At 54.4% G+C, this 16,188-nt stretch carries 14 protein-coding genes; 13 read left to right on the top strand and 1 reads right to left on the bottom strand.

Going from position 1 to position 16,188, the window contains the following annotated elements; genetic code table 11:
* Positions 1 to 187 precede the first annotated feature (187 nt).
* The 8 genes from fadB (at position 188) to DB48_RS19665 (ending at position 10,013) form a co-directional block, all read left to right on the top strand.
* On the top strand, positions 188 to 2,338 hold the full coding sequence (gene fadB / locus DB48_RS07240; RefSeq protein WP_041509622.1) for a fatty acid oxidation complex subunit alpha FadB: 2,151 nt from the start codon (positions 188 to 190) through the stop codon (positions 2,336 to 2,338).
* A 21-nt stretch (positions 2,339 to 2,359) separates the two neighbouring features.
* Positions 2,360 to 3,523 (top strand): acetyl-CoA C-acyltransferase FadA, encoded by a 1,164-nt coding sequence (gene fadA / locus DB48_RS07235; protein ID WP_041509621.1) that lies wholly within the window; start codon positions 2,360 to 2,362, stop codon positions 3,521 to 3,523.
* A gap of 159 nt (positions 3,524 to 3,682) precedes the next feature.
* Positions 3,683 to 4,171 (top strand): GNAT family N-acetyltransferase, encoded by a 489-nt coding sequence (locus tag DB48_RS07230; RefSeq protein WP_160290143.1) that lies wholly within the window; start codon positions 3,683 to 3,685, stop codon positions 4,169 to 4,171.
* Complete coding sequence (gene ybaK / locus DB48_RS07225) at positions 4,155 to 4,619, top strand: Cys-tRNA(Pro) deacylase (RefSeq protein ID WP_041509620.1); 465 nt, start codon at positions 4,155 to 4,157, stop codon at positions 4,617 to 4,619. Before DB48_RS07230 ends, ybaK begins: the two co-directional genes overlap by 17 nt.
* 133 nt (positions 4,620 to 4,752) lie before the next feature.
* A complete protein-coding gene (tusA, locus tag DB48_RS07220; protein WP_041509619.1) occupies positions 4,753 to 4,998 on the top strand; it encodes a sulfurtransferase TusA in 246 nt (81 codons plus the stop codon).
* A gap of 168 nt (positions 4,999 to 5,166) precedes the next feature.
* The gene (locus DB48_RS07215; RefSeq protein WP_041509618.1) at positions 5,167 to 5,607 is read left to right on the top strand and encodes an MOSC domain-containing protein; all 441 of its coding nucleotides are present in this window, start codon (positions 5,167 to 5,169) and stop codon (positions 5,605 to 5,607) included.
* A 330-nt stretch (positions 5,608 to 5,937) separates the two neighbouring features.
* Positions 5,938 to 9,123 carry an amidohydrolase family protein gene (locus DB48_RS07210; RefSeq protein WP_041509617.1) on the top strand — a complete coding sequence of 1,062 codons (3,186 nt, stop codon included), beginning with the start codon at positions 5,938 to 5,940 and terminating at the stop codon, positions 9,121 to 9,123.
* Positions 9,124 to 9,335: 212 nt separating this feature from the next.
* The gene (locus DB48_RS19665) at positions 9,336 to 10,013 is read left to right on the top strand and encodes a hypothetical protein (RefSeq protein ID WP_052813700.1); all 678 of its coding nucleotides are present in this window, start codon (positions 9,336 to 9,338) and stop codon (positions 10,011 to 10,013) included.
* Positions 10,014 to 10,018: 5 nt separating this feature from the next.
* Here the strand turns inward: DB48_RS19665 and DB48_RS07200 are convergent, their stop codons facing one another.
* Complete coding sequence (locus DB48_RS07200; RefSeq protein WP_041509616.1) at positions 10,019 to 10,588, bottom strand: DNA-3-methyladenine glycosylase I; 570 nt, start codon at positions 10,586 to 10,588, stop codon at positions 10,019 to 10,021.
* 109 nt (positions 10,589 to 10,697) lie between these two features.
* On the opposite strand from DB48_RS07200, the gene glyQ reads away from it, so the two are divergent.
* The 5 genes from glyQ to pxpA all read left to right on the top strand — a co-directional run bounded on the left by glyQ (position 10,698) and on the right by pxpA (position 16,119).
* Positions 10,698 to 11,603, top strand: a complete 906-nt coding sequence (glyQ, locus tag DB48_RS07195) for a glycine--tRNA ligase subunit alpha (RefSeq protein ID WP_011863820.1) — start codon at positions 10,698 to 10,700, stop codon at positions 11,601 to 11,603.
* A gap of 12 nt (positions 11,604 to 11,615) precedes the next feature.
* Positions 11,616 to 13,685: a glycine--tRNA ligase subunit beta gene (gene glyS / locus DB48_RS07190; RefSeq protein WP_041509615.1), complete on the top strand. Its 2,070-nt coding sequence runs from the start codon at positions 11,616 to 11,618 to the stop codon at positions 13,683 to 13,685.
* Between the two features lie 100 nt (positions 13,686 to 13,785).
* Complete coding sequence (gene pxpB / locus DB48_RS07185; RefSeq protein WP_082035602.1) at positions 13,786 to 14,472, top strand: 5-oxoprolinase subunit PxpB; 687 nt, start codon at positions 13,786 to 13,788, stop codon at positions 14,470 to 14,472.
* Positions 14,469 to 15,401, top strand: a complete 933-nt coding sequence (locus DB48_RS07180) for a biotin-dependent carboxyltransferase family protein (RefSeq protein ID WP_041509614.1) — start codon at positions 14,469 to 14,471, stop codon at positions 15,399 to 15,401. Before pxpB ends, DB48_RS07180 begins: the two co-directional genes overlap by 4 nt.
* Complete coding sequence (gene pxpA / locus DB48_RS07175) at positions 15,391 to 16,119, top strand: 5-oxoprolinase subunit PxpA (protein WP_041509613.1); 729 nt, start codon at positions 15,391 to 15,393, stop codon at positions 16,117 to 16,119. The genes DB48_RS07180 and pxpA overlap by 11 nt, the downstream gene beginning before the upstream one ends.
* The last annotated feature ends 69 nt before the right edge of the window (positions 16,120 to 16,188 follow it).

Below are 16,188 nucleotides of genomic sequence, written 5' to 3'. Positions count from 1 at the left end.
GGGCAAAAATCCCCCTAATCGAACTAAATTAAACAAGTGTTTAAATTGGGTGTTGAAATTTATCTGATTTAGACGCACACTGAGCAGCAACTGGTCAAATGATGGCCTGCTGTAAGATAGAGATTTTTACCTACGCTATAAGATTCTAATAGTGGGTGGCGCTCTTTAAGCAATAAGGAAGCAAGCAATGATCTACCAAAGTCCTACGATTCAAGTGGAATTACTTGAAGACAATATCGCTCGGCTCTGTTTTAACGCCGAGGGCTCAGTCAATAAGTTTGATCGAGAGACCCTCAATTCTCTTAACGACGCACTCGATGCCCTGACACAAACCCAAGGGGTCAAGGGTCTGATGCTCACCTCGGGCAAAGATGCCTTTATCGTAGGCGCCGACATCACAGAATTCCTGGGACTTTTTGCACAAGAACATAGCGTGCTACAGGGCTGGTTAGAAGACGCCAACAAGGTGTTCAATAAGCTCGAAGATCTGCCATTTCCCACCCTGTCGGCCATCAAGGGTTTCGCCCTGGGCGGTGGTTGTGAAACCATCTTAGCCACGGACCTGCGTATCGCCGACACCACGGCGCGCATCGGCCTTCCCGAGACCAAGCTAGGCATCATCCCAGGCTTCGGCGGTACCGTTCGTCTGCCTCGCGTGATTGGTGCAGACAACGCGCTGGAGTGGATCACCACAGGTAAAGATCAACGTCCGGAAGCCGCCCTCAAAGTTGGCGCCATCGACGCGGTTGTCGCCCCAGAAATGCTAGAAGCGGCTGCGCGCCAGATGCTACAAGATGCCATCGCCGAGAAAATAGATTGGCAGGCCCGTCGTCAGCGTAAGTTGTCGCCCCTCACCCTGCCTAAGCTGGAAGCCATGATGTCTTTCGCCACCGCCAAGGGCATGGTATTCAAGGTTGCCGGTAAACATTATCCGGCACCTATGGCCGCCGTCGAGGTTATCGAGCAGGCCGCAAAGAGTGAACGTGCCGAGGCACTTCAGGTAGAACATCAGGCCTTCATCAAGCTGGCCAAGACAGACGTGGCCAAGGCGCTTATCGGCATCTTCCTCAACGATCAGTTAGTAAAAGGCAAGGCCAAGAAGGCATCCAAGCAGGCAAGTTCGGTTGACTCGGCCGCCGTGTTGGGTGCGGGTATCATGGGTGGCGGTATCGCCTACCAGAGTGCCAGCAAGGGCACGCCTATCGTAATGAAAGATATCAATCAGGCGGCATTGGATCTTGGGCTAAATGAGGCGGCTAAGCTGCTCACCGCACAGATCAATCGCGGCCGCTCTACACCGGCCAAGATGGCGGGTGTACTCAACAACATCCACGCCACCCTGGACTATGACGCGCTCAAGCAAGCCGACGTGGTGGTGGAAGCCGTTGTCGAACATCCTAAGGTCAAGTCGACCGTACTGGCCGAGGTAGAGCAAGTCGTTGCCGACGATGCCATCATCACCTCTAACACCTCGACCATCTCCATCAACCTACTGGCCAAAAGCCTACAGAAGCCAGAGCGTTTCTGTGGCATGCACTTCTTCAACCCGGTACACAAGATGCCGCTGGTTGAGGTTATCCGCGGCGAGCACAGCTCTGAAGAGACCATCGCCTCTGTCGTGGCTTACGCCGCCAAGATGGGCAAGACGCCTATCGTGGTCAACGACTGCCCAGGCTTCTTCGTGAACCGCGTACTCTTCCCCTACTTCGCCGGCTTCAGTGGCCTGCTGGAAGATGGCGCCGACTTTGCAGCCATCGATAAGGTGATGGAGAAGCAATTTGGCTGGCCTATGGGCCCCGCATACCTGCTCGACGTAGTCGGTCTGGACACGGGTCATCACGCCCAGGCGGTAATGGCCGAAGGTTTCCCAGACAGAATGGCGAAACAAGGCAAAGACGCCATAGATGTCATGTTCGAGGCCGAGCGTTTCGGTCAGAAGAACGGCAAAGGCTTCTATCAATATTCGGTGGATCGCCGCGGTAAGCCTAAGAAAGAGGTCGACCCGCTCAGCTATGAACTCCTCGGTAACGCCTTCGGCGAGCAGAAGGAATTCAGCAGCGACGAGATCATCGCCCGCACCATGATCCCTATGATTATCGAGACGGTACGTTGTCTGGAAGAAGGCATCATCGCCACGCCGGCCGAAGCCGATATGGGACTCGTTTATGGACTCGGTTTCCCTCCATTCAGAGGAGGTGTGTTCCGCTACCTGGACACCTTAGGTGTCGCTAACTTCGTCGCCCTCGCCGATCAGTACGCCCATCTGGGTGGCCTGTATCAGGTAACCGACAAGATGCGCGAACTGGCCGCCGCCAACGGCAGCTACTACCCAGCCTAATCACCCGGAAGGAATAGAATAATGAAACAAGCAGTTATTGTAGATTGCATCCGTACTCCCATGGGCCGCTCTAAGGCTGGAGTATTTAGAAATGTACGCGCCGAGACGCTCTCTGCCGAGCTGATGAAGGCGCTGTTGGTGCGCAATCCTCAACTAGACCCTAACACCATAGAAGACGTCATCTGGGGTTGTGTACAGCAGACGCTGGAACAGGGCTTCAACATTGCACGTAACTCGGCGCTACTGGCCGGTATCCCGAAACAAGCCGGCGCCGTCACGGTAAACCGTCTGTGTGGCTCGTCGATGGAAGCCATCCACCAGGCCGCGCGCGCCATCATGACAGGCATGGGTGATACCTTTATCGTCGGCGGTGTCGAGCATATGGGCCATGTGCCGATGAACCACGGCGTCGACTTCCACCCCGGCCTGGCCAACAATGTCGCCAAGGCCTCAGGCATGATGGGTCTGACTGCCGAGATGCTGGGTAAGATGCACGGCATCACGCGTCAGCAGCAGGATGAGTTTGCGGTACGTTCACACCAACGTGCCCACGCGGCCACCATAGAGGGACGCTTTGCCAACGAGATCCATGCCATCGAAGGTCATGACGCCAACGGCGCACTGGTCAAGGTGATGCATGACGAGGTGATTCGTCCAGAGACCTCACTGGAATCATTGGCGACACTGCGTCCGGTATTCGACCCAGCTAACGGCACTGTCACCGCGGGTACCTCTTCGGCACTGTCTGACGGCGCCTCGGCCATGTTGGTGATGGAAGAAGAGAAAGCCAAGGCACTGGGTCTGCCGATTCGTGCTCGCATCCGCTCAATGGCGGTAGCCGGCTGTGACGCGGCCATCATGGGCTATGGTCCTGTACCGGCCACTCAGAAAGCCTTGCAGCGTGCCGGTCTTACCATGAATGACATAGACCTTATCGAACTCAACGAGGCCTTTGCCGCGCAGTCGCTGCCTTGTGTGAAGGATCTGGGCTTGATGGATCTGGTCGATGAGAAGGTTAACCTCAACGGTGGCGCCATCGCCCTGGGTCACCCGCTGGGCTGCTCGGGTGCACGTATCTCGACTACGCTAATCAACCTGATGGAAAGCAAAGATGCGACCTTAGGTCTGGCAACTATGTGCATCGGCCTGGGCCAAGGCATAGCAACCATATTCGAACGCGCATAACCCGTCCGCCCGAATATTAGCCTGACAGAAGGAGCGACCGAGTCGCTCCTTTTTTGTTTCACGTGAAACCTGATGATCTAGGGTTAGCACTCTCAAGACTTTCACTTCATCGCCACTCCTGTAATATCTTACTGGAAACCTTAACGGAGATGAATGCAGATGGAGATAGTCCGGCTGATCGACAAGCCCGAGGCCATAGCGCAGGTCGCTGCCTGGTATCACGAGGAGTGGGGACACTTAGGTGCCAATCGCACTCAGGCTGAGTTGACTCATACGCTAAGCCAATATCTGCAACTCTCGGGGATCCCGCAACTCTGGCTCGCCTTAGAGGACGGCCTTCCCGTCGGCGCGATTCAACTCAGATATCAGGAACACCCTGAGTATCCAGTCGATAGCGTGTGGCTAGGCGGCATCTATGTAATACCCGCTAATAGAGGACAAGGCATTGCCAAGAGACTGATAGCCACCGCAGAGCATTACGCATTAGCCTCAGGCGCCGACAGCCTCTATCTGCAAACGGAAGCTAAAAACCTCGCCCTCTATCACAGCCTCAACTGGCGGGTTATCGCTACACTTCCCTACTCAGACCTTTTGGTCAAAGTTATGCGTAAATCCCCAATAAGAGAGAATCATGACACCCGCAACTAAGATGCTCGATAAGGCCAAGATCCCCTATCGTCTCCATGAATATCAACACGACGCCAATGCTGGCGCCTATGGCATGGAGGCCGCCGAGAAGCTGAATCTTGCTACCGAGTTAGTCTTCAAGACGTTAGTGGCCGAACTGGACAGTGGCAATCTTGTGGTCGCCATCATCCCGGTAGATAAGAAGTTGAACCTTAAACAACTGGCCAAGGCGGCAAAGGCTAAGAAGGCGGCCATGGCTGCACCGGACAAGGTTCAACGCAGTACAGGCTATGTCCTGGGTGGAGTTAGTCCGATAGGACAGAAGAAACGTCTTGCCACCTTTATCGATGTAAGTGCCGAGCACTTGCCCGAGATCTATGTCAGTGGCGGGCGCCGTGGCCTGGATATCGAGCTCACTCCCACAGATCTTCAAGGGGTGACTCAGGCACGTTTCGTCGCCTTGGTATGATCAGGCCTGTTTCACGTGAAACGTCCTTAGAAGGATCACAAATCCAGGGGGCATGACTTGGCTTAACCGCCCGGCTAGCGTAATATTAGCCCCCTCTATTTCATCCGGTCTCACTTCAATTAAGGTTTACGATATGAGCGACCCTTTTGCACAAGCACAACACCAACTCGATGCCCTAGGGCTACGTTGTCCCGAGCCTGTGATGATGGTGCGAAAGTCGGTGCGTAAGATGAGTGACGGAGAGACGCTGCTGATCATTGCCGACGACCCAGCGACCACACGTGATATTCCCAGCTTCTGCGAATTTATGGATCACACCTTAATCGCCAGCCAGACAGAGTCTACCCCTTATCAGTACCTGATCAAGAAGGGGCTCTAAGCCAGCACTTGCCCTAGCGTTCAAGGCTGTAATGCATTCGGCGCAGCCTTATCTGCAATCCTTTTCCCTCGCCCCCTAGCCTCGCTCGGCACTGTGCCGAATCCCCTTGCCAGCGGCTCGAGTCACGGTTTACACTGAGATTCGGCATTCAAAAGGATTTTAAATAAAATGGCAAGTTTACAAGGCATTAGCTACAAGGTGGTCAAAGGTGGACCCATGCTGGAAACCTCGGCGGCCCTCGTCACCACCAGCACTGGAGTCGCACAAGATGTATTTGGAAAGCCAGGTAAACGTCAGGTCACCCTACTGTCGGCGCAGCAATGGCAAGATGCCTGTCAGACACTCGATACCGAACTCCCCTGGACAACACGCAGAGCCAACTTACTCATAGACGGCATCAGCTTCAGCAAGCAAGACCTAGGCAAAATCATTCGAATCGGTTCGCTCGAACTGGAGATAACCGGCGAAACCGATCCCTGCAAGAAAATGGAAATGGCTTATGCGGGACTCGAGGCAGCCCTGCGTCCCGACTGGCGCGGCGGCGTCACCTGCAGGGTGCTTAACGATGCCGAGATCAGTATCGGCGATAGCGTAGAGCTAGCCGAATAGCTCGGATTAAGCATCCCCCTCTGGCAGCCACCCTGGCTGCAAACTATCCGCCCTCCCGGGTTAGCTTAAGCTTCAACATAGGCTTCGTCCCTGGCCAAGACTCCCCTGTCGTATCAACATTCACTATGCCTCTCGAGCCCGCCAAACTTAAACCGGATTTAAGCCCAACTTAAGCCACCCAGGCTATGCTCACCTTTCACCAAATGTCACAGAAATTAGGTTTTACTGTTATCGAATTTATGCGATAACTAGGGCTGATTGTATACAACACCCTCTATGTAGCCACTCTAAGGCGCCCAACCAAGGATAATAATGAAACTGGGAACTCCTATGCTAAAACAAAAATTAACGCCCCTCTGCGCGGCGATCGCCCTCAGCCTTTCCCTGCCCAGCTGGGCGGCGGACAAAGATGCCGACTCAGCCTGGCAGGTGAATGCTCCGACCAAGGCCCCACTGGAACAGGTTAAGATAAACGTCACCGAAGGCACCTGGATGAACGTCAGTGTCAGCCCAGACGGCAAACATATCGTATTTGACCTGCTGGGTGACATCTATCAGATGCCTATCGAAGGCGGCGAAGCCAAGCCACTGGCTCAAGGCATCGCCTGGCAGATGCAACCCGTCTATAGTCCGGATGGTAAGCATATCGCCTTCACCTCGGATGAAGATGGCGGCGACAATATTTGGGTAATGAATGCCGATGGTACAGATCCTCGCCCGGTCACCAAGGAAACCTTTCGCCTGCTCAACAGTCCAGCATGGAGCCCGGATTCTCAATACCTCATCGGCCGTAAACACTTTACCGGTAGTCGCAGCCTGGGTGCCGGCGAAGTCTGGCTCTATCACGTTGCCGGCGGTACAGGGGTTAAGTTAACCGAACGCCCGAACGAACAGAAAGACCTGGGCGAGCCAGCTTATTCACCGGATGGTCGCTATGTCTATTTCAGTCAGGATGCCACCCCGGGTAAGACCTTCCACTACTCCAAGGATTCGGTCAAAGGCATCTACAAGATCAAGCGCTATGACACCCAGACTGGCGACATAGAGGTACTGATCGAAGGTACCGGCGGCGCGATTCGCCCAACCCCTAGCCCTGACGGCACTAAACTCGCCTACATCAAGCGCGATGGTTTCCAGTCGACGCTTTATTTGTTGGATCTTAAGTCGGGCAAACAGACCAGGCTCTATGACAAGCTCGACCGCGACATGCAGGAAACCTGGGCCATCCACGGCGTCTATCCAAGCATGAGCTGGACGGCAGATAATCAGGAGCTGGTCTTCTGGGCAGGCGGTAAGATCAATCGCCTAGACGTTGAGAGCAAGTCGGTTAAAGAGATCCCCTTCAAGGTGAAAACTGAGCTCGCGGTGCAACCCTCGGTGCGCTTCAAGCAGAATATCGATCAAGACAGCTTCGACGTGAAGATGCTGCGCATGGCGCAAGTATCACCGGACGGTGATAAGGTGGTTTACGAGGCACTAGGTAAGCTGTGGATCAAACGTCTTCCTGAAGGCAAGGTCAGCCGCCTGACCAATTTAGACGATGAGGTAAGAGAGCTCTATCCTCGATGGTCTCGTGACGGTAAGAAGATAGTCTTCACCACTTGGGACGACGACAAGCAAGGCAGCGTCCGCATCATCAATGCTCGTGGCGGTCGCAGCAAGACACTGACCCAAGAGCCTGGCAAGTATGTTGAACCCACCTTCTCTCCCGATGGCGATCTCGTGGTTTACCGTAAGATTAAGGGCGGTTATATCACACCGCGCACCTGGTCACAGGAACCCGGCCTCTATGTTGTCAACATCAAGGGCAAAGAGAGCCGCAAGATCACACCCGATGGCTTTCAACCCCAGTTTGGTGCCGACAGTGATCGCGTCTTCTTCATGGATCATGGCGAGACGCCTCAGCTAGCCTCGATCAACCTACATGGTTTCCAAAAGCGAGTGCACTACACCAGCAAGCATGCCACCGAATTCAGGGTCTCTCCAGACGGCGAGCAGCTAGCCTTTGCCGAGCGTTTCAAGGTATGGGTCACCCCATTTGCCAAGCATGGCGAGACCATAGAGATAGGTCCTAAGGCCGATAACCTACCTGTCACTCAGCTCAGCGTTCGCGCCGGTGAAAGCATCAGTTGGAACGGCGACAGCTCGCAACTCTACTGGACACTTGGCCCGGAGTTGTACCAGATGGATGTCGACGCCGACTATCAGGCCGACGAGAAAGCACCGGCGATCGAACCCAAGATCACTCAGATTGGCTTCGAGAAGAAGGCCGATGTTCCACGTGGAACCATAGCCTTCGTCGGTGGACGCGTGATCACCATGGAGGATGACAAGGTGATCGAAAACGGCGTGGTGATCGTCGAGAACAACAGGATCATCACCGTCGGCGACGCCAACACTCAGGTGCCTAATGGCGCCCAGGTTATCGACATCAAAGGCAAGAGCATTATGCCCGGCCTGTTCGATGCCCACGCCCATGGCGCTCAAGGAGAGAATGAGATCATTCCTCAGCAGAACTGGGAGCTGTATGCCAACCTTGCACTGGGTGTGACCAGCATTCACGACCCATCTAACGACACTACTGAGATCTTCGCCGCCTCTGAGCAGCAGAAGTCGGGTAATATCGTCGGGCCAAGAATCTTCTCAACGGGTACCATTCTCTATGGGGCGAACTTACCCGGCTATACCTCTCACATCGACTCGGTAGACGACGCCAAGTTCCATCTGGAGCGCCTCAAGAAGGTTGGCGCCTTCAGCGTGAAGAGCTATAACCAGCCAAGGCGCAATCAGCGTCAGCAGGTGATCGCGGCGGCGAGAGAACTTGAGATGATGGTGGTACCAGAAGGCGGCAGCCTGCTGCAGCATAACCTCACCATGATCGCCGACGGCCATACCACGGTAGAGCATTCTCTGCCCGCGGCCGCCATCTACAGCGATATCAAACAGTTCTGGAGCCAGACAGAGGTTCACTATACGCCAACCCTAGTGGTGGCCTATGGTGGTATCTCGGGTGAAAACTATTGGTACGATAAGACAGATGTCTGGTCTCACCCTCGTCTGTCTAAGTATGTGCCGAGCGATCTGCTAGAGGCGCGCTCCATGCGTCGCCCTACCGCACCGGACGGTCACTATAACCACTTCAATGTCGCCAGAGTCGCAAACGAACTCAACGACCTTGGTGTGAAGCCAAACATAGGTGCCCATGGCCAGCGTGAAGGTTTAGCCGCACACTGGGAGATGTGGATGTTTGCCCAAGGCGGCATGGATAACATGGAGGTGTTAAAGACGGCCACCATCAATCCGGCGGAAACCTTCGGCATGGATCATCAACTCGGTTCAATCAAGACGGGCAAGCTGGCCGACCTGATCGTTATCGATGGCAATCCGCTGGAAGATATCCGAGTCACAGACAAGGTGAGTTACACCATGGTCAACGGTAAACTGTTCGACGCCGAGTCGATGAATCAACTCAATGGTGACAAGAGCAAACGTAAGCCATTTTTCTTCGAAAATTAAACGTTTTGAATTTTAAAATCTGGCCAATATTAGCCACGAATTTTAATTTCAGAAAAATTTAAAAACAGATCAAAAATGACCTAAAAGGCAGAAAGGGTGTTTCACGTGGAACACCCTTTTTTATATCTTGTATTTACACCCGGAAGTAAATTAGCCTAAGCTAATTGATCACTTCTCAATCAGGAAGAGCGCAACCCAAAAGGACACTGGAAATGAAATCCGTAAAACTCCCCCTACTCATACTATTATCCGTCTCGGCCATCGGCTACTTGATGCTAGAGGCAGACCGAACTCAATCAAGAAATGAAACAAAGATTGCCACCGCCCAGGCTAACCAAGACAAGAGTGCTCAAAATCAGTCTCCGGACCAGACTCAAACAAGCAACAAGGTAGAAACAGCAGGCCTTATTAGTGAAAACACCGACAGCGGAAATAAAGTCGATACAGATGCAAATGAATCGAATGAAGTAAAGGACGGCAATCTGACCTCAGCCAAGCAACTGGTGGCGCAAATCATTGATGCACAGGGGATCATTGATGGTGAGCAGATAAAACAGCTACTCAATAAAGATCTGCAAGCCTATGTCGAGCTCATAGAGTCCCTCGACAACTATGATACCACCAGCCTACAGCGCCAGACGGCACTGGCCGACAGACTCGCTCATTTGCCAGAGGCCATATATAGTGAAAAATATGCCTGCGGAGACAGAATCTGCGCCCTAAGCCTTACAACAGACACTATAAGCCAACAAAGCATTGATAAATTAAGTGAATTTGATAAGAACTACGCATTTATCAAGCAGACCCGACTCGACACGGGGGAGACACAGTTTCAGGCCATCTATCTGCAGACAGATGACCCTTCCACCATGCGCTTTAAGGGTTATTAATGCGCTTAACTGGACTTGTCTTGGTAGCAAAAACAGTCGGCGGTATGGTCGTTGACCATGCCAACCGCCTGCATGAAGGCATAGCAGATGGTCGGGCCGACAAAATTAAACCCAAGCTTTTTTAATGCCTTCGACATGGCTTCCGACTCAGGGGTCTGCGCGGGTAGCTGATCCAGCCGCTGAAAGTGATTCAACTTGGGCTGCCCGCCGACAAAACTCCAGAGAAATTCGGAGAAATCGTTGCCCTGCTCCACGAAGGCAATGTAGCCCCTGGCATTCTTGATGATGGAGTTCACCTTGAGGCGGTTACGAATAATGCCGGGATTTTGTAGTAATTCCTCTACCTTTTGCTCATCGAACTTAGCAATAACGTAAGGGTCAAAATCCGCAAAGGCAGCCTCATAATTTTGCTGCTTCTTGAGTATGGTGATCCAGGATAGTCCAGCCTGCTGCCCGTCCAGACAGAGCTTGGCAAACAGTTCCTTAGCGTCATACACGGGACGCCCCCAAACCTCGTCATGATACGCCTGATATAGCGGATCTTCGCCGACCCAGCCACAACGCTTAACATCCATGGTGTTTTTTCCTATTTTTCCGCCGTTAAGGTAAAAAATAACCTACATAAGCCTTTTTCAACAAGGTATAATCGAAACCATTTTCTATCACAAGCCGACAGTAGTAGACATGACGACGAAACATGACGTAAAAACATTCCAGGGTTTCATCTTAACCCTGCAGGAATACTGGGCGCAGCAAGGTTGCGCCATCGTTCAACCGCTGGACATGGAAGTAGGTGCGGGCACTTTCCACCCTATGACCTTCTTGCGTTCTCTAGGCCCTGAGCCGATGAGCAGCGCCTATGTTCAGCCTTGTCGTCGTCCTACCGATGGTCGTTACGGTGAAAACCCTAACCGTCTGCAGCACTACTACCAGTTCCAGGTGGTACTTAAGCCGTCGCCAAGCAATATTCAGGAACTCTACCTGGGTTCTCTCGAGGCCTTAGGCGTCGACATGAATATCCATGATGTTCGCTTCGTGGAAGACAACTGGGAATCTCCTACCCTGGGCGCCTGGGGTCTGGGCTGGGAAGTCTGGCTCAACGGTATGGAAGTATCTCAGTTTACCTACTTCCAACAGGTAGGTGGCCTAGAGTGTAGTCCGGTTACCGGTGAGATCACCTATGGTCTAGAGCGTCTGGCCATGTATATCCAGGAAGTCGACAGCGTCTATGATCTGGTATGGACCGACGGCCCTATGGGTAAGATCATGTATGGCGATGTGTTCCATCAAAACGAGGTCGAGCAATCGACCTACAACTTCGAACACGCCAACGTCGAAGTACTGTTCAAGCAGTTTGACGATTGCGAGAAGGCCTGTAACGAGCTGTTAGCATTAGAAACGCCACTGCCATTGCCTGCCTATGAGCAGGTAATGAAAGCGTCTCACGCCTTCAACCTACTCGATGCCCGTCATGCCATCTCGGTCACCGAGCGTCAGCGCTATATCCTGCGCGTGCGCACCATGGCCAAGTCAGTGGCTGAGTCCTATTACCAAGCCCGTGAAGCACTTGGCTTCCCAATGTGTAAGTAGAGGTATATTAGAATGAATGTTGAAAACTTACTCATTGAAGTAGGCACTGAAGAGTTACCGCCAAAATCCCTGCGCACCTTAGCCGAGTCTTTCCTGGCTAACTTCGAAGAAGAGCTGCAAAAGGCCGAACTAAGCTATGAATCGGCTACCTGGTACGCGGCGCCACGTCGTCTGGCCCTAAAGGTCAACGCCCTGGTTACGGCCCAGGCCGACAAGGTGGTTGAAAAGCGTGGCCCTGCCATCGCCCAGGCATTCGACGCCGAGGGTAACCCAACGAAAGCCGCCATGGGCTGGGCCCGTGGTAACGGCATCACAGTCGACCAGGCCGAGCGCCTCACCACAGATAAGGGCGAGTGGCTGCTACACAAAGCCAAGGTTGTCGGTGTCGAGACTAAGTCACTGGTTGCCGAGATGGCTCAGCGCGCCCTGGACAAGCTGCCTATTCCTAAGCCTATGCGTTGGGGCAGCAACAAGACACAATTTATCCGTCCGGTACACACAGTAACCATGCTGATGGGCGATGAGCTGATCCCGGGTGAACTACTGGGTATCGAATCGGCACGCACCATACGCGGCCATCGTTTCATGGGTGTCGATACCCTGGAGCTGGATCATGCAGACAACTATCTCACCGCACTGGAAACCCAGGGCAAGGTGATGGCCGACTATCAGGCGCGTATGGCCGTGATCAAGGCCGATGCTCAGGCCGCTGCCGATACCATTGGTGGCACTGCCGAGATAGATGAAGATCTACTGGAAGAAGTGACCTCTCTGGTCGAATGGCCAGTCGTGCTTACCGCAAACTTCGAAGAGAAGTTCCTCGATGTACCGGCAGAAGCCCTGGTCTATACCATGAAAGGCGATCAGAAGTACTTCCCGGTATTCGACAAGTCGGGCACCCTGCTACCGCACTTCATCTTCGTGGCCAACATCGAATCTAAGGATCCGGCGCAGATCATCGCGGGTAACGAAAAAGTGGTTCGCCCACGTCTTGCCGACGCTGAATTCTTCTTCAATACCGACAAGAAGCATAGCCTGGAATCTCGTCTTGCCAGTCTGGAAACCGTGGTATTCCAGCAACAGCTTGGCACCATCAAAGACAGAGTCGAGCGCATCTCTGCCCTCGCCGCCTTCATCGCTCAAGGCATTGGCGCCGACAGCGAGCAGGCAGGCCGTGCCGGCCTACTTTCTAAGTCAGATCTTATGACCAACATGGTGATGGAGTTTACCGATCTGCAAGGCACCATGGGCATGCACTACGCTCGCCTAGACGGTGAAACCGAGGCGGTTGCCCTAGCCCTGGAAGAACAGTACAAGCCTAAGTTCTCTGGCGACACAGTGCCGACTCAAGCTATCTCAATCTCGGTCGCACTGGCTGAGAAACTCGATACCTTAGTGGGTATCTTCGGTATAGGTCAGGCGCCAAAAGGCGCAGCGGATCCTTTCGCCCTGCGCCGCGCGGCAATCGGTATCCTGCGTATCTGTGTCGAAAACAACTTGCCGCTGGATCTGGTTGACCTGATTGCCAAGTCACAGGCACTCCATGGTGCCAACCTGAGCAATGCCGACACCGCCGAGCAGGTGCTAGAGTTTCTCATGGGTCGCTTCCGCGCCTGGTACCAAGATCAAGGCATCAGCGTCGATGTGATCCTGGCGGTATTGGCACGTCGTCCAACCTCACCTGCCGATTTTGACAGTCGCATCAAGGCCGTTACCCACTTCAGAAGCCTGGAACAGGCCTCTGCACTGGCCGCGGCTAACAAGCGCGTGTCTAACATCCTGGCCAAGGTCGAAGGTGAGATCGCCAGCGAAGTTAACGCGACTCTGCTCCAGGAAAGCGCCGAACAGGCACTGGCCAGCAAGCTCAACGAGCTGCAGCCACAGCTGGAGCCACTGTTTGCCAACGCCGACTACCAACAGGCACTGGCTTTGTTAGCCAGCCTGCGTGAGAGCGTAGACACCTTCTTCGAAGATGTGATGGTGATGGCCGACGACGAAGCCCTCAAGCAGAACCGTCTGGCGCTGCTGGCTAAGCTTAGAGCCCAATTCCTGCACGCGGCAGATATCTCGCTGCTGCAGTAAGTCGCTGCTAGTTAAACAAAAAACGCATCCCTAGTGGTGCGTTTTTTTATGTCCGGACATGGGATTAATGGCTATTGGGCCTCAAGCTGGGTAGACTCAGATGATTAGTGTCAGTCACAGGTTAATGCCCGTTTTGCAGACAAGTATCTACCCCCTGGGCGAACGCGCCCTGGTTCTCGATCCCGCCCCCCAAGCCGCACTCTCTTGGGCGCTGCAATCCAAGCTCTGCTGGATAGCCGAACAATTGCGCCATTTACCGAGCGTCGAAGAGGCAATTCCCGGCATGAACAACCTGACGATAGTCGTCAGGGAGAGCAGACACTTAAAAGCCCTGCAGGCGAAACTCGACGACCTTTGGCACAGCGCGCCAACTGAGGAGCTCGACAGCCGCACCATAGAGATCCCTGTGAGCTATGGTGGTGAGGCTGGGCCGGATCTGCATGCCGTCGCCAAATACCATAGCCTCAGCCCGGAAGAGGTGGTCAAGCTTCACAGCCAGGTCTGTTACCGGGTGTTTTTCATCGGCTTTCAGCCTGGGTTTGCCTACCTCGACGGCCTACCCGAGACGCTACACACACCCAGGCTGGCAACCCCAAGACTAGAGGTTCCCGCAGGCTCTGTGGGGATAGGCGGTGAGCAGACGGGGATCTACCCCCTGGCAAGCCCTGGTGGATGGCAGATCATAGGTCAAACAAAGGAAATGCTGTTCGACCCCAAGAGTGAGCATCCCAACCTGCTCAAGCCTGGTGACAGAGTAAGATTTACACCCGTGGAGATCTGCCTATGATACGGCTAGATAGCGTAAACGGCCTGGCCAGCATTCAAGATCTCGGCAGGCAGGGACAGGGACATCTCGGCGTGCCGAGCGGTGGCGCCATGGATAGATTCTCGCTAATCCTCGCCAACCGCCTACTGGGCAACGAGGACAATACCCCCGCCATCGAACTCGCCAGCGGCAGCTATGAATTGACCTTCGAGGCCCCAAGCTGGGTCGCCCTTTGTGGCGCCACCTTCGAGGCCAAGATAGATGATCGTCCCCTGTGGCATGGCTGGCGTGGACGGATTAATCCAGGGGAATGCCTGACGCTGAAGGGACCGAGACAAGGCGTGTGGGGTTACCTGGCCATCTTAGGCGGCGTGGTCGTGCCCGAGCTACTTGGCGGCTGCGGCACCTTCCTGGCCGGACGGTTCGGTGGCCATAGAGGAGGCCGGCTGGCATCCGGTGACACCCTCAGTATCAAGCTTGAGGCCAAGGCGAGTTTTAGCCGCCCCGTCGGAGCGGTACACAGAGCCAACGACGGTATCTTGCGGGCCCTGACCGGCCCGGAGATGAGTCAGTTTAGCGACCAGGACCGTAAGGCCTTCTGGCACTATGCCTGGACTGTCTCGCCCCAAAATGATCGCATGGGCGCCAGGCTAACCGGTGAGTCACTCGACTCGGCCAAACAGCTGAGTCTCCGCTCCCACGCCGTGCTGCCGGGTGTTGTCCAGGTGCCGCCCGGCGGTCAACCTATCGTCTTGCAGGCCGATGCGCAGACCAGCGGTGGCTACCCGAGAATGGCGGTGGTTATCGAGGCCGACAGATGGAAACTGGCCCAGGCCAGAACGGGTCAGGCGATCCGCTTTCAGCATGTGAGCCCCAACCAGGTGGAAGATGCTAACCTTGAATGGCAACACTATTTCTACCGCTTAGCGAGGGCAATGGATGGAAGTTAAGCCACTAAAAATTGACCTCAACGCCGACCTCGGCGAGGGAGGCGCCCAAGATGAGGCGCTGTTAGCCCTAGTCACCTCGGCCAATGTCGCCTGCGGCGGACACGCCGGCGATCACCAGAGCATGCTGGCGACCGTTAAACGTGCCAAGGCATATCATGTGAATGTTGGCGCTCACCCCAGCTACCCCGACAGGGCCAACTTCGGGCGGCAGTCTATCGACATGGATGCCGAACAGCTTTTTAACTCACTAATACAACAGATTAACGCCTTAGGCGCCATATGCGAGGAGCTGGGCGTCGAACTTCACCACGTTAAGCCTCACGGTGCCCTATACAACGACGCGGCCCAAGATCCCGTCCTGGGCGGTATTCTCATTCGAGCCATCAAGGCGATCGATCCTGATTTGAAGCTGATGATACTGGCCGACAGCCCCTTGGTCGGTCAGGCAAGGCTGGCGGGACTTGAGGTGATAGAAGAGGCCTTTGCCGATCGCGGCTACCTGGCCGATGGCACACTGGCCCCCCGCGCACAGCCCGGTGCCCTCATCAAAGACACACAAGGGGTGCTTGCCCAGGTCACATCTATAGTAAAGCAGCAACGAGTGAAGGCCATCAGCGGTGAAGTCGTTAGCTGCCGAGCCACCAGCCTCTGCCTTCATGGCGACAATCCGGAGGCACTAGAGTTTGCCAGGGCGATTAGGGCAAGCCTGGAACGATAACCAAAAGCCTGTGGCAAGTGTGAAGCACTAAGATAGCTTTGCTTTGCGTCGTACACATACAAAAAAGCC

It is taken from the genome of Shewanella sp. cp20 (assembly GCF_000832025.1).
In the GTDB taxonomy this organism is placed as follows: domain Bacteria; phylum Pseudomonadota; class Gammaproteobacteria; order Enterobacterales; family Shewanellaceae; genus Shewanella.
Note: the sequence above shows the minus strand (reverse complement) of the source record. Positions and strands in the feature narration are given on the sequence as shown.

Bases quoted from the DNA above. Each gene is read 5' to 3' on its own strand.
- pxpA (WP_041509613.1), top strand. From the start codon at position 15,391: ATGGAAGTTAAGCCACTAAAAATTGACCTCAACGCCGACCTCGGCGAG.
- glyQ (WP_011863820.1), top strand. From the start codon at position 10,698: ATGACGACGAAACATGACGTAAAAACATTCCAGGGTTTCATCTTAACC.
- DB48_RS07210 (WP_041509617.1), top strand. From the start codon at position 5,938: ATGCTAAAACAAAAATTAACGCCCCTCTGCGCGGCGATCGCCCTCAGC.
- DB48_RS07215 (WP_041509618.1), top strand. From the start codon at position 5,167: ATGGCAAGTTTACAAGGCATTAGCTACAAGGTGGTCAAAGGTGGACCC.
- fadB (WP_041509622.1), top strand. From the start codon at position 188: ATGATCTACCAAAGTCCTACGATTCAAGTGGAATTACTTGAAGACAAT.
- DB48_RS07230 (WP_160290143.1), top strand. From the start codon at position 3,683: ATGGAGATAGTCCGGCTGATCGACAAGCCCGAGGCCATAGCGCAGGTC.
- pxpB (WP_082035602.1), top strand. From the start codon at position 13,786: ATGATTAGTGTCAGTCACAGGTTAATGCCCGTTTTGCAGACAAGTATC.
- DB48_RS07200 (WP_041509616.1), bottom strand. From the start codon at position 10,588: ATGGATGTTAAGCGTTGTGGCTGGGTCGGCGAAGATCCGCTATATCAG.
- DB48_RS19665 (WP_052813700.1), top strand. From the start codon at position 9,336: ATGAAATCCGTAAAACTCCCCCTACTCATACTATTATCCGTCTCGGCC.
- ybaK (WP_041509620.1), top strand. From the start codon at position 4,155: ATGACACCCGCAACTAAGATGCTCGATAAGGCCAAGATCCCCTATCGT.
- DB48_RS07180 (WP_041509614.1), top strand. From the start codon at position 14,469: ATGATACGGCTAGATAGCGTAAACGGCCTGGCCAGCATTCAAGATCTC.
- glyS (WP_041509615.1), top strand. From the start codon at position 11,616: ATGAATGTTGAAAACTTACTCATTGAAGTAGGCACTGAAGAGTTACCG.
- fadA (WP_041509621.1), top strand. From the start codon at position 2,360: ATGAAACAAGCAGTTATTGTAGATTGCATCCGTACTCCCATGGGCCGC.
- tusA (WP_041509619.1), top strand. From the start codon at position 4,753: ATGAGCGACCCTTTTGCACAAGCACAACACCAACTCGATGCCCTAGGG.